Genomic DNA, 19,241 nt, shown 5'->3' on the forward strand with positions numbered 1-19,241 from the left:
TCATCGATCCTTTATTTTAATACAATAAATTGGCAGTAATAAGCTTGGATAATGGCAAATTTTTTCAGGAATACCTGGATATTCATAAAAGGCATTTACCAACGTGCCGAAAGAGCTGCTCTTGGTAATATTGTTAACCGTAGCGCCGATCTGTACGAACACGCAAAAGCCAAACTGATTTTCGATTACGCCTTCTATTACACGATGGCTTTGTTGCCGGTGGGCGCGCTGGCTATCATTACCTCCAACGAGGTGAACCTGATCGTCATCCCGTTTTTGATAGGTATGCTGTTCCTTTGCCTGCTCCTGCTGCGCAACGGAGTTTCCGCCAAAGTGGTGGGCGCGCTGACTTCCCTGTCCACCATCGTCATGCCGATACTCTCCTCTTTTTTCAACAACCAGGACATATCGCCCAAGTATGCCACCATCTGGATCGTCAGCATACTTTTCTGCTATATCACCGTCAACCTGCTGACGGCCGTGTTATGGTCCGCCATTATTGTGGCCTACCTGGTGCTGGTTGCCTACATTAAACTGAATGGCATTGTGCTGTACGTGTCGTCCGGCTTTTCCAACAGCTACCTGTATATCTCCAACCCGATTGTGATCACCATCTACCTGCTCTTCATCATCCGTTCCATGGGCATGTACTACCAGAATGTGATCAACATGGAGCGCAGACGCACCCAGCAGCAGCAAAAGCAGCAACTGAGCCTCATACACCAGCACCTCACCAAGCAGTTCATGCTGGTAAAAGGCTTTTCCCGCTCCGGCCGTACGGCCTTTCAGAACGGGGAGCTGGAACTGCTGGAAGCTTGTTTTACGGAGATCGAAAAGCAGTGCGAAATTGCTATTAATTACCTGGACGAGTCAAGCGAGCGAAAGCATATGGCCGAAAACTACACGGATGTGTGAGACGGCACATTACTTAAACCATTCGTTTAGTATGCTTTATAAGGTCTGTAATGAGAGCATCCCGGTATGGGCGGGCATTAAACGGCATAAGCGGCAATCATATCATATCAAATTCGCATTAAAAAAATTACAACTTTTTGGGCTTATTCATATATGGGGGCGATGGTACCTTTGTAATGTTAGAAAAATAACTCCTTTTGTCCTTATACTAAGAAATTAGCTAAATCTAACCTATGCCGTGACGGCCTTCATCTCCACATGAAGGCCATTTTTTTTGCCCGTACGAGGCCATTATCGCCTGAACGCTGCCTTAGGGTAACGCATAAAAAAAGGGCGCGTCTGGCGGACGCACCCTTTGTAAAGGATTACTAACCCATTATTTTAATAACCCAAAATCTTTAACATGCTTTGAGCGGACTGTTCTTTTGCGTACAGCCAGTCTTTAAGCTGCCCGTTCTTGTCGTACCCGACAATCACGTGTTTAGGCGAAGGGATCAGGCAGTGCTTGATACCTCCGTAGCCGCTCAGCTGATCCTGGTAAGCACCGGTATGGAAGAACCCGATGTACAGCGGTTCGCTGTTATTACCCTGCTTAGGCAGGAACACGGCATTTATATGCTCTTCAGATGTATAAAAGTCGTAACCATCACAGGTGATACCGCCCAGGTGTACTTCCTGGTATTCCTGTTCCCACTTGTTGATGGGCAGCATCAGGAACTTCTCACCTATCCCCCAGGTATCCGGCAAGGTGGTAATGAACGAGCTGTCGATCATATACCAGATCTCACGGTCGTTCTGGATCTTTTCACCCACCACGCTGTAAATAACAGCGCCGCTTTCGCCTACTGTGAAAGAACCGAATTCGGTGTAGATATGAGGTACCGGCACCTTGTTCTTCTTACACATGTTTTTGATCTGCGCTACAATTTCATTCACGATGTAGTTGTAGTCATAATCAAAACCCAGGGAGTGTTTGATCGGGAACCCGCCGCCAATGTTGATACTGTCCAGTTCAGGGCAGATCTTTTTCAGCTGGCAGTAAAGGTTCAGGGACCTGTTGAACTGGCTCCAGTAATAGATGTCGTCCTTAATCCCTTTATTCATAAAGAAGTGGAGCATTTTCAGCTCAAACTTCGCATTACCTTTCAGTTTGTCCACATAAAACTCCAGGATATCGCGGGAGCGGATACCTAGCCTGGACGTATAGAAGTCAAAGGTAGGTTCTTCCTCTGCGGCTATACGGAGGCCGAGTTTTACTTTTTCCTTGGTGCGCACCAGTTTCTGATACTCTTCCAGCTCCTCTTTGTTATCCAGCACCGGGATCACATTCCTGAATCCGGTGTTGATCAGCTTGGAGATCGCGCGGGTGTAAGGTTTGGTTTTGAAACCATTACAGATTACAAAGGTATCTTTCGTAATCTTTTTGCGTTCATACAGCTTATTGATAATATCAATATCGTATGCGGATGAAGTTTCGATATGGATGCCATGTTTCAGCGTTTCTTCCATAATGAAAGAAAAGTGCGAACTTTTCGTACAGTAGCAGTAATAATAATCCGCCCCGTACCTGTTCTTTTTGATGGCATCGTTAAACATTTTCTTCGCTTTATTTATCTGCATCCCGATTTTGGGCAGATACGTAAGCTTGAATGGTGTACCGTACTTGTCGATCAACGCCTTAATATCCAAACCATTGAATTGGAGGTAGTTATCTGATACCTCGAAGCCCTCCTGAGGGAATTCAAAAGTTTGTTTAACGAGGTCTGTGTAGGTGCTATTCATTTAATGCTGAGAATGAATTTTAGGAATTAGTAATAAAATTTAAACTTCAGGATAAATGCTCCTTTCCCCTCGCTGGAAAACTCCTGGTTTACACACCTACGTCAGTTCGAACCCCAGCAAAATTGGTTGCAAAGCTAAATATTTTGTCGATTGCTCCACTAATTTTTTTCTCAAATCAGATAGGTGCAAACTGCAAATATACAAACTATTATGAACCAGGAATTTAAATAATAATGATTAATATTTTATTTAGCGCTCCGGAGGACTTCCAAAGCCTGTTTTCCTTCGCAGAAAAGCAGGTCAAGAATACTCATGCCCGGCAGGAAGCCGGTGCGGTCCTCGAAAACCTGGGCGTATTGAATACCAGGGAACTGTACCTTTCCCGGCTGCAGCTGGTCCCGCATATCCGTCACGCCGGCAACCTCCTTCTGATAACCATCCGTGAATGATATTGTTTGCTGCAGCGCCAGTTTGTTTTGCACCCACTCCAGGCAGGCCAGGTTCCAGTCCAGCAGGTAGTCGAACTTCCTTTCGTACAATGCTTCCAGCTCCGGCTCGTAATATTCGAACCAAGGTGAGCGGCGGTAGGCGGACACGAGCGTTTTCCAGTGCAATGACTGCCAGCGTTCCTCGTTGCTGATCCGCACATCCTTCATCACCGTCCGCTGGTTCTTGCCTTTGGTCAGCGGTACGCTCAGGATCATTTTGCCGTTTGGCCCCGCGAGGTAACAACGGTTACGGTAACTTACCTTCTGGTAGTGTTCATATTTTTCCAGTAATAATATATCGTACTCAATTGAAGTTTTATAGAAATCAACTGATGGAAAGTACTGGGATTCAATCAACAAAGTTGAATTATTTTCACTCACTGACATATTGTCAAATTTTCAATTGCTAAGGTCCGGAATTAGCCCCCGGCGGCCCTGAAATGCTTAAAGTTTTACGCTTAATAATTTACTTTAAGTAAATGACTAACAATTCATAGAAAATAAATAAATATGCTAATGGTGTTAGTATTTTACTTAAAGCCCAGCCTGCCTGGAAAAATGCAAAAATACTAAAGAAATTAGTCGCTTACGAATTGATTTTTAGCGAACTGTGGAGGAATTTCAAAGATAGCGGATTTTTCTAAAAACAGGAGTTTTTTATATAAATCTTAAATTTTAAGCGAAGAGCGTCCGCTACCTCCTACCGTTAATTGTTTCCTAAATTGACCACTCGCTTTTGAGATATTTTTCTTTTGATGTAGGTTTGGTAAAATTTTTAGTCAGCCTGTAAAAGCATGAAATACATCCGTCTTATAGTAGTAGTATTGATCACCTGGGGTATCTTTTCTTCCTGCGAAAAAAATAAGGATTTACAGTTCGTCAGGGTAGCCGGGTTTACTTTGGGTGAGCTCGGTATGTCCAAAAGCATCGTTAACCTGACGCTGGCTTATTACAATCCGAATAATTACCGCCTCCAACTCAAGGACGCCGATTTTGATTTGTTTATCGACGATACCGAGGTCGGCCATTCCGTACAGGATACCATCATCAACATCCCGGCAAGGGATACTTTTTATTTCCCGGTAAAACTGGAGGTGAACATGGGTAACGTTTTCAAAAATGCGTTCAGCGCATTCAGCAATAAGGAAGTAACAATCAAGGCTACCGGTAAATGCAAAGTAGGGAAAGGCGGGGTTTATCTGCCGTTTCCGATAAAATGCGAAACGAAACAGGCGCTGAATTTCTTTTAAGGATAGTCATTACTGCAGTGGATATTAAAAAAGCCAGTCGGACCGACTGGCTTTTTCTATGCAATTAATGTTTTTTATCGGGCATCCCGCCACCGTCTTCCGGCTTTTTGCAGCAGAGCGGCAGGCGCTTGTAAGACTCTTCGTTCGCGGCCACATTATCGGCATCATAACCGCAGTTTGCAATGGCAGTTTTGATGTTCTCTACGTTGGTACGGTCTGTCCAGAACTTCACGGTGGTTACGTGCTTTTTGAAATCCACCTTGGAGGTTTCCACCCCTTCTTCCCTTGACAGGTACTTTTCAATACGGTTCTTGCAGGATTCGCATTGCACCGTTGGCGTAGCTATTTTAACGGTTGCCAGTGTTTTCTGTTTCTGCTGGGCGGACGCCATGCCAAAAGTGGCGAGCATCAATACCAGCACTAATTTCAAAGTACGCATAGTTTTCATTTTACGCTATGAATATACTAAAAATTCACTATACATCAACTATTTACCCCAGGTATCAGGAGCGGTTCTCCAGGCCTGCAGCGTAGCGATATCGTCCGCGCTTACGATGCCTTTTTCCTCCGCGAGGGCGATCATCGCATTGTAGTTGCTCAGGGAGTGGAAAGGAACGCCGGCAGCTTCGAATGCTTTCACCGCCACGTCGAACCCGTAGTTGAAAATGGAAACCATCCCGATCACTTCCCCGCCGGCGGCACGGATAGCCTGTACGGCTTCCAGGCTGCTCTTGCCGGTAGAAATCAGGTCCTCCACGACTACCACCTGCTGCCCTGGCTGCAGTACTCCTTCAATCTGGTTGCCCATGCCATGCTCTTTTGGCTTGGAACGCACATAAATGAACGGCAGTTTCAGCTGATCGGCCACCAGCGCGCCATGCGGAATACCCGCAGTAGCCACGCCCGCAATTACGGCCGCATCCGGAAATGTTTCGAATACCACGTTGCACAACTCGGATTTAATATAGTCGCGCACGTAAGGATAAGAAAGGATCTTCCTGTTATCGCAATAGATAGGAGATTTCCAGCCGGAAGCCCAGGTAAAAGGCTGCGCCGGACTCAACTTTACTGCCTGCACCTGCAGCAGTTTTTCTGCAACTTGTTTTTCGCTTATTTTAGTCATACAAGCGCCAAAATTATTGATTTAATTTCTAATTATTTCCACCTTGGAATGTCTGCCGAATAATTCATCCGTATTACTTTTGCAATCATGACCACAAACACCACCATATATCTGAACGAACGCCCGCTCCTGCTTTGTGCGGACCGTGCATCCATTCCGGCCGGCTATGAAGACGCCGCCGTGTACGAAGACCCCAACACCGAAACCATCGACCAGGTGCTGGTGCAACTGGAAGAAGGCGAACGCCAGGCAGCCGTATTTATCCGGGAAGACGTGAAGCAGCTCCTCAAAAAAGTTTCCCTGCACTTTACCGTACTGGTAGCCGCAGGCGGACTGGTAACCAACGAGGAAAAAGAAGTGCTGATGATGTTCCGCAGGGGCAAATGGGACCTGCCCAAAGGCAAACAGGACCCGGGGGAAGACCTGGAAACCTGCGCCCTCCGCGAAGTGGCGGAAGAAACCGGCCTGCATAACATACAACTCACGGGTAAGATCACGGAAACCTTCCACTATTACCCCATGAAGAATAAAAAGGTATTGAAACATACGCACTGGTACCGTATGGAATTCACCGGCACGGAGCTCACCGTACCGCAAATCGAAGAGGACATCCTGGACATCCAGTGGGTGAAACCGCACAACGTCGGCAAATACCTGCAGTTCTCCTACGAAAACATCCGCGAGGTGTTCAAGGCGGCGAACATGCTGACCAAAGGAGAACCGGGCTATATCCTGTAACTCGCCGCAGCGAAGGCCGGATCACTGCCGGCCTTCCGCCAGGAACGCTTTTTTATAGGCCGCTACCGGCTCGTCAAAATACCGGGCGTTGTCCACCAGGTGGAACAGCGCCTGCTCGTTATTATAATCCAGCCTAATCAGGTCGCGAATGGCCGCTTTCTTATCCGCCGCCCTGTTGTAGTAGCTTTCGCAGATGGCATAGCCCATGTAATAGCCGAGGTCCCGCATCCCGAAGGGGTTGGCGCTGTTGCTATACAACCAGTAGCCGGTATTGGGCGAAAACATCTGTTTTACAAAGGCGGCTTTCAGCGCGCTGTCATTGGCCTTGCCATATGCGATCGGCGGGTTGGGAGAAGCGGTCCGTAAAGCCTTTTCCGCCACAAACTCCGCTACGCCTTCCAGCACGCATTGCGCCAGCAGGTTATCCCCGATGGTAGTTTTTTGCTGGGTATGCACATATTCATGCACATTCAGGAAAACCAGCTGCTGTACCGGGTTTTGGCTGAAGTAAGCCTTCAGGTGGCGGAACATGGCGGGGAATTCGTCCGTGGGGGTTTTATCATCCGCGAGGGACAGCTCACTGCCGATCAGGACTTTTTGCTCCAGCGTAGTGCCGTTGGAGCGCATGGCGCCCACGGTAAAATAGATATGCGCCGGCTTCATTGCCGGGTAGAGCTTTCGCAGCGCGGCAATGCCGGTGTTGATATCCGCCGCGTAGGTATTCACCCGCTGCATGTTGGGCCGGATGGCCGCCCAGAAACGGGGATAATTGTCGATCGCCCGGATATAATCCGCTGCCGTGTAGTTCCTTACCTGTCGCAATGCCTTGAAACCTTCCCCGGCCTTATCGAAATACATGGATTGGATCAACTCCACCTTCCTGGCGCTGTCCGCAGTAGCGGTTACAGCATCATAAGCTTTCCAGAAAAGCGGGATATCGGTAGTACTTACCAGGGCGTCCTGCGCCAGCAGCGGGCCGGCCGGCAGTAGCCAAATCAGCAGAGGGATAAGATAACGCACAGTAATACAGGATTTAAAAGAGATTATCGTTTTGCAAGAATGGAAACCGTGAGGCGGCTCACGCAAACGAGGCGGTGCTGATCGTCCGTAATACGGATATCCCAGACATGGCTGGAAGCCCCGATGTGCAAGGGTTTGGCGGTAGCGTGCACATACCCGCTACGCACGCCCCGGATATGGTTGGCGTTGATCTCCATGCCTACGCAAATGGATTTTTCCGGGTCAATGATCAGCCCGGAGCCCACACTGCCGATAGTTTCCGCCAGCGCTGCGGAAGCGCCGCCATGCAGTAACCCGTAGGGCTGTACGGTCCGCTGATCTACCGGCATCATCATCTTCAGGTAGTCGGGACCTATTTCCGTAAACTCCATGCCCAAACAGGCCGCCATAGTGCCGGCGCCCATTTCGTTTAGCTGATCCAGTGATACATTCAGGGAATGCCAGATGGCTTTCATATATAAGCAATTTATTTTTTCAGTCGATTCATACCTTCCAATGCAGCCGGGGGCACAAAAGCGTTCACTTCGCCGCCGTGGCGGTAGATATCCCGCACCAGCGTAGAAGCGATGCTGGCATACATGGGAGAGCAGGTAAGGAAAAACGTTTCAACGGACGGGTCTATAGTCCGGTTCACGTCGGCAATGGCCTTCTCATACTCGAAATCGCCGACTCCACGTATGCCCCGCAGAATAAAGCGGGCTTTAATCTTTCTACAAAAATCTATTGTAAGTCCTGTATAAGAAGCCACTTCCACTCTCGGGTCATTTTTATAATGCTCCGTGATCCACTGCATCCTTTCTTCCAGCGGAAACATAGGCTGCTTGTTGCTGTTGTAGCCGATGCCGATCACCAGTTTATCGAAGAGGTCCAGGGCACGGTCAATCACATCGGTATGGCCGTAGGTAATCGGATCAAAAGTGCCGGGAAAAAGACAAATCTTCATATGGGTTTTATTTGTAAAGCTCCGCCCGTACTAGCGTTTCAGCTCTTCCCGGTTAATGAAAATCGAGAAGATGGTGGCGCCGTAATTCCTTTCCGTGCGGTAGTATGAATATTTACTGAAGTTATTGTGATTGGTATGTTCGATCACGAGCCAGCCTTCCGGTTTGAGCAGCCCTTTTTCGAAAACCGCCAGGGGCAGCTTATCCAGCGTATCCATGGCGTAGGGCGGATCAGCGAAGATAAAGTCGAACTGCTCCGTACACTGCTGCAGGTATTTGAAGACGTCCATTTTCACGACTTTGAGGGTGGTAATATCCAGGCCCCGGGCGGTTTTATTGATATATTCCGCCATGGAGGGATCTTTTTCCACCACGGTCATGTCCGTCGCCCCTCTGCTGGCCAGCTCGTAGCTGATGCTGCCGGTGCCGCCAAAGAGGTCGAGCGTTTTTAAAGACGGAATGTCCAGGTTGTTTTCGATGATATTAAATAAGCCGCCTTTGGCAATATCTGTAGTAGGCCTGGTATTAGGCATTTTTGCCGGTGGCTGAAATCTCCTGCCCCCACTCGCTCCTCCGATTATACGCATAATGCTAACGCATACAAATTATGAAAATAATAGCCCGGTATTTCCTGCATTTTGCTGATGTAGGAAAATCCCGGTAGTCGCTGCGCCCATTCCAGGTTAGGTATGAATTTATACATTTCCTGGTACACGGCGTTGTCCTTCACCAAAGCGCCGGACAGTTTCACTTTTACCTCTTTTTCGTCCAGGCCCAGCAGCCTGAGCGTGCTAACCACGGCGTACACCACATCGAGTCCGCTCTGGTATTCCGCTTCCTGGTGGATTTGCAGCTGGCCTCCCTTGTAGATGGTGATGGAAACTGCGTTGCGCTGTACCTCTACAAACACGATCCCTTTAGCGTAATGGAAATCCAGGTCCAGCGGATAGGCCATCAGCAAGGCTGAGCTGGCGTGGATCACCAGGTCGGAAGAGAATTCTTTCCGCAGGAATCCTACCAGGTCCTTATCCAGGCTATAGACATTGACGAACGGCTGGCCGTTCACCTGGTCCGTGAGGATGGCTTCCTGCACTTTTTCCGGCTGTACCAGGTGCAGGTAGTCCTTTTTCAGGCTGTTATTGAAATACTGCTGGGGCACCAGTACGCCGCTGCCGGTATCGAAGGCCAGCAGCACGGAACGGAAGGCTGTAAACAACAGTTTATCTATCTCAAACACTTCCTCGATCATCTCCAGGTCCGCCAGGGCTATTTTCTGGGGTTGGAAATGGTAGGATTTCAATGCCAGGAATTTTTTAGCAACAGGCTCATACACCACATAGCTGAAAGTACCGCTGCCTACCAGCACCAGGAGGTGACAGGCAGTAAGATCGGTTTCCAGCAGCGTTTCATCGTCTACTGTAAATGCAGGATGGATGTTATAGGCCACAGGCATATTATAGAGTTCAAATGAATTACAATAATAAACTTTTTACTTTAATTGCCTTGCAGGAAGTATATCTTTGCCTGCATCAATATCCGAACCCGTACCATGCAACTGGAAGTTTCGAACAGAGATATTATTAAGATTGCAGCACCTATATGCCTGGCACTGATCATCCCGCAGATTAACCACATGACCAATACTGCGTTCCTGGGCCGTTTGGGCGAGTTTGAGCTGGCGGCCAACGGCATTGCGGGGATTTATTACCTGGTGATGTACATGATTGCCTATGGGCTGAACAACGGCATGCAGGTATTGATTGCCCGGCGTGCGGGGCAGCAGCATTATGCCGGCATCGGGCAGTTGTTTTCCAACGGGTTGATACTGGGGCTTTTCAGTGCGTTGTTTGCGATAGGGATTACCCTGTTGTTTGCGCCTGCATTCTTTTCGCATACATTACACAATAAAGAGATTTACGAAGCGGCGGTTTCGTTTATACGTATCCGTATCTGGGGCCTGCCGATGCTGATGATGCTCAGTATGGCCAATGCCTTTTATATTGGCAGCGGGCATTCCCGGGTGCTGGCTATTACTTCCCTTTGCCAGGAGGCGATGAACATCTACTTCGATTACGGGTTGATCTTCGGCAGGTTGCATTTGCCGGCGATGGGGCTCAACGGCGCTGCCCTGGCCAGTATCATTGCGGAGAGTACCGGTTTTGTGGTGGCTTTCAGCATTTTATTTATCCGGGGGTTTCACCGCAGGTACTCTTTATTCAGCTACCTGAAGCCCGCCTGGGGCGTGATGCAGAACATCCTGAACGTATCGGCGCCTATTATTGTACAGTTCCTGTTCAGCATTGGCGGCTGGTTTGTGTTCTTCATATTCATTGAGCATATGGGGGAAAGGCCGCTGGCTATTTCGAATATGCTGCGCAGTATTTTCGGGTTCTTCGGGATCTTTACCTGGGCGCTGGCGGCTACCTGCAATACGATGGTGAGTAACCTGATCGGGCAGGGTAAGCAGGACCAGGTGCTGCGGGCGGTGAAGCGGATTATTGCCTATTCGGTTAGTTGTTCCATCGTTGTTTGCATATTGGTGAACGTGTTCCCGTTTACGTTATTACATATTTATACGGGAGATGCGAGCCTGATCAGCGATTCATTGCCGAGTATCCGGGTCATTTCGCTCAGCACTATTCTGATGGCGGTATCGGCTGTGGCGCTCAGCGGGGTTACGGGAACAGGCAATACGCGCATGAACCTGATGACGGAAATTGTGGCCGTGGTAGGATACCTGGTTTATTGTTACATCGTGATTGAGCGGATGCGGAGCCCGTTGCACTGGGCCTGGGGAGCGGATTTCTTTTACTGGACGATTATTTTCGGGTTGAGCGCCTGGTATTTGCAGAGTGGCAGGTGGAAAGGGAAAGAGATTTAATATTTCATGACGGTAAGCAGCAGCAGCGATAAGCGTGATGGCCTTTGCCGCACCGCCGGATATAGCAAAAAAGCGGAAATGCCCCTGGGCGCTTCCGCTTTTTTGATGCCTGTAAGTCAAGCCGGTATTACTGGAGGTCATCCAGCATCTTCTTGATATCGGCTTTTATACTGGCATCATCATACGTCGTATTTCTGAGGGTGAGCGCTTTTTTGAGCACTTCCACCGCTTTGTCTTCCTGGTCGTTTTCTTTATAGGCGCGGGCCAGCTCGTAGTAGTTGAGGATGAAGCCTGGCGCGAGCTGCCGGCATTTCTCGAAATTGGCGATCGCATTGGAGAGCGAGCCTTCCGGGATGCCGCCGAACAGCATTTTGGCGGCGCTGCGTTCAAATACGTTGAGGGTGGCTACTTCGTAATTCCATTTGCCCAGCACGTGGTAGGCAGGGCCGAAGCCGGGGTCCAGCTTGATGGCCAGGTCCGCGTACTTTTTCACATCCTTGGAGGCGGCCACTTTATCCTTTGCGCCGGAAATGAGGGCCATCCTGCCCATGGCAACGGACATGGCGTAATTGGCCATAGCGCTGTTGGGATTTACTTTCAGGGCGGCGCCGGCATAATCCTTCGCCTGGTTGAAGTAATTGGTTTTGGCGGCTTTATCCTTCTGGCGGTTGCCAATGCGCGAAGCCATTTCGCTGGCCTGGATGAGGGCGTCCAGCTGGGTGGGTTGTATTTTGAGGATTTCCTTATCCTTATCAAAAGCTTCCTGCTCTTTCATTTGCACTTCCAGTTGCTTGGCCTGCGCTACCATTTCATCAACCGTCTGAGCCTGGGAGATGAGGGCGCCGAGGAGGAACATGGATGCCGTTATGATCTTTTTCACCATAGGACAGGTTTTAGTTTTGTGTAAGTAATGATCAGGTTATAGATATAAAAATACTAAAATAACAAATCCAAACGGGTAAGGTTTAGATAAAATCTCAGTAGTCTTTTTCGAGCGAAACCATGGAGTTGCGGATGGGAGCGCCCATTGGCGGGTTCATCTTCCGGAGGGCGACGTAGCTGTGGGTGATGTTGGGATAGCGGGCTTTGAGTGCGTCGGTGATGGCGTACACCACTTCTTCCAGCAGGGGTTTGGGAACGGCCATGATGGCTTTGGCGGTTTCGTACAGGCCCTGGTAGTTCACCGTTTCGGAGAGATCGTCTACGGGCACGGTACCGGGCAAACGAACGGAGATGTCGAGGATAAACTCGTTGCCGATGATGGTTTCTTCCGGGTAGTAGCCGTGAAAGGCGTGGAAGGAGGCTTTTTCCAGTGCGATGGTGAGCATGATCGGGAGATTTAAAGCGAATGCCGGGCTGGTTGGGATGACCGGCCCGGCATTGGATATTGTATATGGACAGGAAGATTAATGGTGTTCTTTGGCAGAGAGGTATCTTTCTGCGTCCAGAGCGGCCATACAACCGCTGCCTGCGGCGGTAACCGCCTGGCGGTAGATCTTATCCTGTACGTCGCCGCAGGCGAATACGCCTTCCACGCTGGTACGGGTGGAACCGGGTACGGTAACGATATAATCCTGTTCGTCCAGCTCCAGGTAATCTTTGAAGATCGCGGAGTTAGGCTGGTGGCCGATGGCTACGAAGAAGGCGCTTACGGGCACTTCTTTCAGTTCGCCGGTTTTGTTGTTGCGGATGCGTACTGCTTCTACCTTGTTTTCGCCCAGTACTTCATCGGTTTCTGAGTTCCAGTACACGATGATGTTGGAGGTTTTGAGGACGCGGTCCTGCATTACTTTGGAGGCGCGCATTTCGTCGCGGCGTACGAGCATATGTACGGTGCTGCACATTTTGGAGAGGTAGAGCGCTTCTTCGGCGGCGGTATCGCCGGCGCCTACGATGGCTACCTCTTTACCACGGAAGAAGAAACCGTCGCACACGGCGCAGGCGGAAACGCCGCTGCCGTTGAGGCGCTGTTCGGACGGGATGCCGAGCCATTTGGCGGAAGCGCCGGTAGCGATGATGATGGCATCAGCGGTGATTTCTTTTTCTTCGTCGATGATTACTTTATATGGCTGTTTGCTAAAGTCAACGGAAGTGGCCAGGCCATAGCGGATATCGGCGCCCATGCGGGTAGCCTGTTTTTCGAAGTCCACCATCATTTCCGGGCCCTGGATACCTTCGGGGTAGCCGGGGTAGTTTTCCACCTCGGTGGTGATAGTGAGCTGACCGCCTGGTTGGATACCCTGGTACAGTACTGGTTTGAGGTTAGCTCTTGCGGCATAGATTGCGGCGGTGTAGCCTGCGGGGCCTGAACCGATTATCAATAAATGCACATGCTCTTGCTGGTTCTTGTTTTCCATACTTCTAAGTTACTGTGTAATATTATTGCTTAATGATTGGTGTATGATGATATTAGCCTGCAAAAATACGAGGCTTGGGCCAATATAAAAACACCGGCCATGTAATTACAAGGCCGGTGTCTTTATAGAATAAAGAGGATATGTAGATTTCTTTATTTTCTGATGTAAGAAACTGGAATTGCTGCCAGTTTTCAGGATCAAGAGAATTCCAAAATGAATTATCCCAGATAGGATTTTAAAGCGCCACTATAGCGGGCTTTTTGCAGCCTCTTGATAGCGCGTTCCTTAATTTGCCTGATTCTTTCTTTTGTCAGATCATATTTCTGACCGATTTGTTCAATCGTTGCTCCGTTTTCACCATCCAGACCAAAATATGCGTTCACAATCTCTGCTTCGCGCGGGCTCAGTGATTTCAGTACCCTGCGGATCTCTTCACGTAATGAATCGCGCATAACATCGTCATCGGTAATGTCGCCACCTTCCAGCAGATCGCCCATTGCTACGTCTTCAGCTTCATGTACTGGCGCGTCCAGTGACATATGGCGGGTGTTGCTCTGGAAGATATTGTTAATTTCCGATTCAGACATTTCCAGGATTTCTGCGAGTTCCTCGGTAGACGGTTCACGCTCGTTTTCCTGTTCAAAAGCCATGTAGGCTTTGTTTGCCTTGTTATAGGTGCCAATTTTGTTCTGCGGCAGACGAACAAGACGACCTTGCTCTGCTAACGCCTGTAAAATGGACTGGCGAATCCACCATACAGCATAAGAGATGAATTTGAAACCTTTTGTTTCATCGAATCGTTGCGCTGCTTTAATCAAACCCAAATTACCTTCATTGATAAGGTCGCTGAGGCTGAGCCCCTGATGTTGATATTGCTTTGCCACGGAAACTACGAAACGAAGGTTTCCTGTAGTCAATCTTTCAAGAGCCTTTTGATCGCCCATTTTTATACGCTGCGCCAAAACGGTCTCCTCCTCAGGTGTTAACAAAGGGATCTTCGAGATTTCCTGCAGGTACTTTTCTACCGCCTGCGAATCACGGTTGGTGATCTGGGTGGCAATTTTAAGTTGCCTCATATGAAAAATTGTATTGGTTTAATAATAAAGTAACAGAGAAAGAAATATTTTGTTTTGTTCAAAAGTCGAAAATTATATAACTTACAAATTTTCCTGCTCTATCTGTTCTTTTGTTTCGAATTAGCCTGCAAAGATCGTGCTAAGCAACCACTTCTCCAAATCTTCTTCCCCCTGCCAATTCATCTAACAAATTACCTTATATAAACGAAATATCATAGCCCTTTAGTTCTTTCATAAAGCAGCTTTAGTCAAATTTTAACAATTGGTAAGAATTTATCATAAAACCAATTGTATTCACTAATTTTCGGTTCCGGAATTTGCAAATTATCCAATAATATGATCGATTTTAGAAGCGACACTTTCACACGTCCCTCCCATGGCATGTTACAGGCGATGACCTCGGCGGAAGTGGGCGATGACGTATTCGGGGAAGATCCCACCGTTAACAAACTGGAAGCCATCCTGGCAGACTACTTTGGCAAAGAGTCAGCCCTTTACTGCCCTTCCGGCACAATGTCTAACCAAATAGCAATCAATGTACATACCCGGCCCGGCGACGAGGTCATTTGCAGCAACCTGGCCCACGTGTACGTCAGCGAAGGAGGCGGCATCGCCTTCAACTCCGGCGCACAGGTGCAAACCATCACGGGCGACCGCGGCATGATCACCGCTGCACAGGTGCAGGCAGCCATCCAGCCGGACGATGTGCATAAACCGCATACCAGCCTCGTATGCCTGGAAAATACCTCCAACTTCGGAGGCGGCTGCTGCTATGACATGCAGGATATACTTGACATCAGCGCCGTGTGCGACCAGCATAACCTGGCCCTCCACCTCGACGGGGCCCGCCTCTTCAACGCGCTCGTAGCCACCGGGCAGGATCCCAAAGTTTACGGACAGGCGTTCGACAGCATCTCCGTTTGCCTCAACAAAGGAATGGGCTGCCCGATGGGGTCCGTACTGCTGGGCGACCGCGACTTTATCAAGGCCGCACGCCGCGTACGTAAAAAACTCGGCGGAGGCATGCGCCAGGCCGGCTACATGGCAGCCACCGGCATCTATGCCATGGAGAACAATATAGGAAGACTCGCTGAAGACCACCTGCATGCGAAAAAAATTGCCGGCGTATTGAAGGAAAAATCTTTCGTTGGCCAGTTCCTGCCGGTAGAAACCAATATCATCATCTTCGAGGTAACAGGCCGGTTCACGCCTAAAACGCTGACGGAATACCTGAAATCCGAAGGCATCCTCGTCATCCCCATCTCCCCCACCCAGGTCAGAATGGTACTGCACCTGGACATCACCCCGGAAATGGTGGAACGTACCTGCAAAGTACTGGAGGCACTGTAATTAACTGACAATCATAAAAATAAACCGGGCTCACAAATATTCGGGCAGAATTTCCATCTCTGCCCAATCTCCTTTATTTTTGCAGACTTATATTATTAATAGCATGGAACTTTCAAAGAACTACCAACCTGGAACGGTTGAGGAAAAATGGTATCAGCATTGGATGGATAAAGGCTACTTCCGCTCAAAACCGGACGGTCGCCAACCCTTTACAGTCGTCATCCCTCCGCCAAATGTGACCGGTGTACTCCACCTGGGCCATACCCTCAACGAAACCGTACAGGACATCCTGGTGCGCCGCGCCCGCATGAGCGGATACAACGCCTGCTGGGTGCCCGGTTCCGACCACGCTTCCATCGCTACTGAAGCCAAAGTAGTGGATATGCTCAAACGGGAAAAAGGGATCGACAAATCCCAGCTGACCCGCGAAGAGTTCCTGAAATATGCTTTTGAATGGAAAGAGAAATACGGCGGTATCATCTACCATCAAATCAAAAAGCTGGGCTGCTCCTGCGATTGGGACCGTGTGACCTTCACCATGGACGACCACTACTACGAAGCCGTTATCAAAGTTTTCGTAGACCTCTATAATAAAGGACTGATCTATCGCGGCGCCCGGATGATCAACTGGGACCCGAAGGCCAAAACTGCCCTCAGCGACGAAGAAGTAGAATACAAGGATATCCAGGGTAAGCTGTATCACGTGAAGTACGCCCTCACGGATGCTGCCGGCAACGCTACCGGCGAATTCATTACCATCGCCACCCAGCGCCCGGAAACCATCATGGGCGATACCGCCATCTGCGTAAACCCGGAAGATGAGCGCTATGCCCATCTGAAAGACTGCTTCGCCATCGTGCCGCTGGTGAACCGCCGCATCCCGATCATCTTCGACAGCTATGTGGATAAGGAATTCGGTACCGGCGCACTGAAAGTAACGCCTGCGCACGACCTGAACGACTATAACCTCGGCCTGAAACATAACCTAGAAATCATTGATACCCTCAATGAAGACGGTACCCTCAGCGCCGCTGCACAGGTATTTGTAGGCGACGACCGCTTCGTGGCCCGCAAAAAAGTAATCGCCGCCCTGGCCGAAGAAGGCCTGCTGGTAAAAGAGCAGGAATACACCACCCGCCTCAGCTACAGCCAGCGCAACCCGGATACGGTAGTGGAACCACGCATCTCCACCCAATGGTTCGTGAAAATGGCCGACCTGGCAAAACCTGCCCTGGACGCAGTAGTAAACGGCGATGTGAACATCCACCCGGGCGACCGATTCCTGGCCACCTATAAATACTGGATGGAAAACGTGAAGGACTGGTGCATCTCCCGCCAACTCTGGTGGGGACAACAGATCCCCGCCTGGTACGCCAGCGACGGTACCTTCGAAGTGGCTGCCACCGCTGAAGAAGCCGTGGCGCAATTTGCCAAACGCGGTATCACCGTGAGCGCGGCGGATCTCAAACAGGACGAAGACTGCCTGGATACCTGGTTCTCCTCCTGGCTCTGGCCAATGGAAGTGTTCAACGGCATTTCCCAACCGGATAATGCGGACATTAACTACTATTACCCTACTTCTGTACTGGTAACAGGACAGGATATCATATTCTTCTGGGTGGCCCGTATGATCATGGCCGGCCTGGAATACAAGCAGGTGAAGCCTTTCAACGATGTGTACTTCACTGGTATGGTGCGCGATAAGCAAGGCCGTAAGATGAGTAAATCCCTCGGCAACTCGCCGGACCTGCTGGAGCTGATCCACCAGTTTGGCGCGGACGCGGTGCGCTTTGGCGTAATGATCGCCTCCCCTGCCGGTAACGACCTGCTGTTCGACGATTCCAGCTGTGAACAGGGCCGCAACTTCTGTAATAAATTATGGAACGCCCTGAAGCTCGTGAAAATGTGGGAAGCACGCCAGGAAGTAGACCAAACCAACATCGCCGCCAACCACTTCGCGGTGAAATGGTTCCAGAGCCGCCTGCGCGAAGTGCAGGCAGAAGTGGCCAGCCTGCATAAGGACTTCCGCCTCAGCGAAGGTCTGAAAGCGCTGTACAGCCTCATCTGGGACGACTTCTGCTCCTGGTACCTGGAATGGGTGAAGCCTGGCTTCGAACAACCGATCGCCGCTTCCCTCTACCAGCAAACCATCCAATTCTTCGAAGCGCTGATGCAACTGCTGCACCCTTACATGCCGTTCATCACGGAAGAAATTTACCAGCAGCTGAAATTCCGCAACCCGGACGACTCCCTGATGCTCCTGCAGTTTACCACGCCTGAAGCGCCGGTACACGCCACCCTCACCGAGGGCGCACTGCTCAAGGAAGTAATCAGCAGCATCCGCGAAGCCAGACAGAAACACCAGATCAAACCAAAAGATCCGATCGTTTTACATATCGAAACCAAACACGAAAATGCCTTCAAACAAATCGAAAGCATCCTCGTAAAACAGGTGAACGCGAAAGCGGTAATCTATGTGACAGAAGCGGTTCCAGGCTGCATCACCCTCGTGGTACAGAAAGATAAATTCTACCTGGGCACCGAATCAGAATTGGATACCACCGCGCAAAAAGAAGCGCTGGAAAAAGACCTGGCCTACCTGCAGGGCTTCCTCGCCTCCGTAGAAAAGAAACTTTCCAACGAACGCTTCGTGGCAAACGCCAAACCTGAAGTGGTGGATATAGAACGTAAAAAGAAAGAAGACGCCGAAGCCAAAATCAGGGCGATAGAGGAAAGTCTGAAAGCTTTATAATTTTTCCAATCGCCCGGTCGTTAAATACCGGGCGATTTTTTTTTTGCCGCTTATACTATGATCAAACACCTGTTACTGATTACCTGCCTGATGGCCACCATCAACAGCTTTGGACAAGCGGCCAAACCCGCTGCCAAAAAGCCGGCTGCCGCCAGCTCCGGTAAACGCCCGGCAAAGCTGATCAGCACCTGGGGCAATTTCCTGAGCGACTCCCTTCCTAAAAACGAACTGACCAAACTGCTGGATTCCGCACTGGTGGTAAGAGATGAGAAAGGCGTGAAATACCCCGTGATCTCTTTCGCTTTTACCTACGAAACCAGGGAAGTGTACCTCAATGATACTACCGGCCAGCCCGGCATCTACAAGGATTATATCGGGAACAACTTCCAGGACGCCCGTATGGACAGCGTTTGGCGTAAAGGCATGAAAGAAAAGCTGGATAAGGGCAACATCCTGTATTTTGATGAGATACTCATTAAGTACAGTGAGGATAAGATATACAAAGCGCCATCCCTGCAGTTTATTGTACGATAGCGCGGCATGCTGAGGCAACAAAGCCACTCAGCTG

The 19,241-nt window shown here is 49.6% G+C and carries 20 protein-coding genes; 7 read left to right on the top strand and 13 right to left on the bottom strand.

The genetic code is table 11. From position 1 onward, the window contains the following. Window positions 1-51 precede the first annotated feature (51 nt). A complete protein-coding gene (locus BOC67_RS14765) occupies window positions 52-915 on the top strand; it encodes a hypothetical protein (RefSeq protein WP_291911194.1) in 864 nt (287 codons plus the stop codon). A 381-nt stretch (window positions 916-1,296) separates the two neighbouring features. Here the strand turns inward: BOC67_RS14765 and BOC67_RS14770 are convergent, their stop codons facing one another. Further along, window positions 1,297-2,697, bottom strand: coding sequence for an arginine decarboxylase (locus tag BOC67_RS14770; RefSeq protein ID WP_291911197.1), 1,401 nt, complete (start codon window positions 2,695-2,697; stop codon window positions 1,297-1,299). Between the two features lie 245 nt (window positions 2,698-2,942). Continuing rightward, window positions 2,943-3,572 carry a WbqC family protein gene (locus BOC67_RS14775; RefSeq protein WP_291911200.1) on the bottom strand — a complete coding sequence of 210 codons (630 nt, stop codon included), beginning with the start codon at window positions 3,570-3,572 and terminating at the stop codon, window positions 2,943-2,945. Window positions 3,573-3,979: 407 nt separating this feature from the next. Here BOC67_RS14775 and BOC67_RS14780 point away from each other — a divergent pair, with 407 nt between their 5' ends. After that, complete coding sequence (locus BOC67_RS14780; RefSeq protein WP_291911203.1) at window positions 3,980-4,435, top strand: LEA type 2 family protein; 456 nt, start codon at window positions 3,980-3,982, stop codon at window positions 4,433-4,435. A gap of 64 nt (window positions 4,436-4,499) precedes the next feature. Here the strand turns inward: BOC67_RS14780 and BOC67_RS14785 are convergent, their stop codons facing one another. Together BOC67_RS14785 and pyrE are read right to left on the bottom strand one after the other, a co-directional pair. Continuing rightward, window positions 4,500-4,874, bottom strand: a complete 375-nt coding sequence (locus BOC67_RS14785) for a heavy metal-associated domain-containing protein (RefSeq protein ID WP_291911207.1) — start codon at window positions 4,872-4,874, stop codon at window positions 4,500-4,502. A 48-nt stretch (window positions 4,875-4,922) separates the two neighbouring features. Next, a complete protein-coding gene (pyrE, locus tag BOC67_RS14790; RefSeq protein ID WP_291911209.1) occupies window positions 4,923-5,558 on the bottom strand; it encodes an orotate phosphoribosyltransferase in 636 nt (211 codons plus the stop codon). A gap of 87 nt (window positions 5,559-5,645) precedes the next feature. Between pyrE and BOC67_RS14795 the strand changes: the two genes are divergently transcribed. After that, complete coding sequence (locus BOC67_RS14795) at window positions 5,646-6,296, top strand: NUDIX domain-containing protein (protein ID WP_291911212.1); 651 nt, start codon at window positions 5,646-5,648, stop codon at window positions 6,294-6,296. 21 nt (window positions 6,297-6,317) lie between these two features. On the opposite strand, the gene BOC67_RS14800 is transcribed toward BOC67_RS14795, so the two are convergent. From BOC67_RS14800 to BOC67_RS14820, 5 genes are read right to left on the bottom strand one after another with little or no spacing between them, the layout of a single operon-like run. Then, window positions 6,318-7,316 (bottom strand): hypothetical protein, encoded by a 999-nt coding sequence (locus BOC67_RS14800; RefSeq protein ID WP_291911214.1) that lies wholly within the window; start codon window positions 7,314-7,316, stop codon window positions 6,318-6,320. 23 nt (window positions 7,317-7,339) lie between these two features. Beyond that, window positions 7,340-7,771: a hotdog fold thioesterase gene (locus tag BOC67_RS14805; protein WP_291911216.1), complete on the bottom strand. Its 432-nt coding sequence runs from the start codon at window positions 7,769-7,771 to the stop codon at window positions 7,340-7,342. 11 nt (window positions 7,772-7,782) lie between these two features. After that, window positions 7,783-8,259, bottom strand: a complete 477-nt coding sequence (gene coaD, locus BOC67_RS14810; RefSeq protein WP_291911219.1) for a pantetheine-phosphate adenylyltransferase — start codon at window positions 8,257-8,259, stop codon at window positions 7,783-7,785. 30 nt (window positions 8,260-8,289) lie between these two features. Next, entirely contained in the window at window positions 8,290-8,790 is a 501-nt protein-coding gene (locus tag BOC67_RS14815) for an RsmD family RNA methyltransferase (RefSeq protein ID WP_291911222.1), read from the bottom strand. Window positions 8,791-8,834: 44 nt separating this feature from the next. Beyond that, window positions 8,835-9,710 carry a DUF3822 family protein gene (locus tag BOC67_RS14820; RefSeq protein ID WP_291911224.1) on the bottom strand — a complete coding sequence of 292 codons (876 nt, stop codon included), beginning with the start codon at window positions 9,708-9,710 and terminating at the stop codon, window positions 8,835-8,837. Window positions 9,711-9,806: 96 nt separating this feature from the next. On the opposite strand from BOC67_RS14820, the gene BOC67_RS14825 reads away from it, so the two are divergent. Continuing rightward, window positions 9,807-11,138 (top strand): MATE family efflux transporter, encoded by a 1,332-nt coding sequence (locus tag BOC67_RS14825; RefSeq protein WP_291911225.1) that lies wholly within the window; start codon window positions 9,807-9,809, stop codon window positions 11,136-11,138. A gap of 127 nt (window positions 11,139-11,265) precedes the next feature. Here the strand turns inward: BOC67_RS14825 and BOC67_RS14830 are convergent, their stop codons facing one another. From BOC67_RS14830 to BOC67_RS14845, 4 genes are all read right to left on the bottom strand, one after another. Continuing rightward, a complete protein-coding gene (locus BOC67_RS14830) occupies window positions 11,266-12,021 on the bottom strand; it encodes a tetratricopeptide repeat protein (protein ID WP_291911228.1) in 756 nt (251 codons plus the stop codon). 94 nt (window positions 12,022-12,115) lie between these two features. Beyond that, on the bottom strand, window positions 12,116-12,466 hold the full coding sequence (locus BOC67_RS14835; protein WP_291911230.1) for a dihydroneopterin aldolase: 351 nt from the start codon (window positions 12,464-12,466) through the stop codon (window positions 12,116-12,118). A 78-nt stretch (window positions 12,467-12,544) separates the two neighbouring features. Next, window positions 12,545-13,495 carry a thioredoxin-disulfide reductase gene (gene trxB, locus BOC67_RS14840; protein ID WP_291911234.1) on the bottom strand — a complete coding sequence of 317 codons (951 nt, stop codon included), beginning with the start codon at window positions 13,493-13,495 and terminating at the stop codon, window positions 12,545-12,547. A gap of 218 nt (window positions 13,496-13,713) precedes the next feature. Beyond that, the gene (locus tag BOC67_RS14845; protein ID WP_012793808.1) at window positions 13,714-14,571 is read right to left on the bottom strand and encodes an RNA polymerase sigma factor RpoD/SigA; all 858 of its coding nucleotides are present in this window, start codon (window positions 14,569-14,571) and stop codon (window positions 13,714-13,716) included. Between the two features lie 336 nt (window positions 14,572-14,907). On the opposite strand from BOC67_RS14845, the gene BOC67_RS14850 reads away from it, so the two are divergent. From BOC67_RS14850 to BOC67_RS14860, 3 genes are all read left to right on the top strand, one after another. Beyond that, a complete protein-coding gene (locus BOC67_RS14850; RefSeq protein ID WP_291911294.1) occupies window positions 14,908-15,921 on the top strand; it encodes a low specificity L-threonine aldolase in 1,014 nt (337 codons plus the stop codon). A 103-nt stretch (window positions 15,922-16,024) separates the two neighbouring features. Then, the gene (locus BOC67_RS14855) at window positions 16,025-18,673 is read left to right on the top strand and encodes a valine--tRNA ligase (RefSeq protein ID WP_291911296.1); all 2,649 of its coding nucleotides are present in this window, start codon (window positions 16,025-16,027) and stop codon (window positions 18,671-18,673) included. Between the two features lie 57 nt (window positions 18,674-18,730). Further along, a complete protein-coding gene (locus tag BOC67_RS14860; protein ID WP_291911298.1) occupies window positions 18,731-19,207 on the top strand; it encodes a hypothetical protein in 477 nt (158 codons plus the stop codon). Window positions 19,208-19,241 lie beyond the last annotated feature (34 nt).

It is taken from the genome of Chitinophaga sp. CB10 (assembly GCA_001870995.2).
GTDB lineage: Bacteria > Bacteroidota > Bacteroidia > Chitinophagales > Chitinophagaceae > Chitinophaga.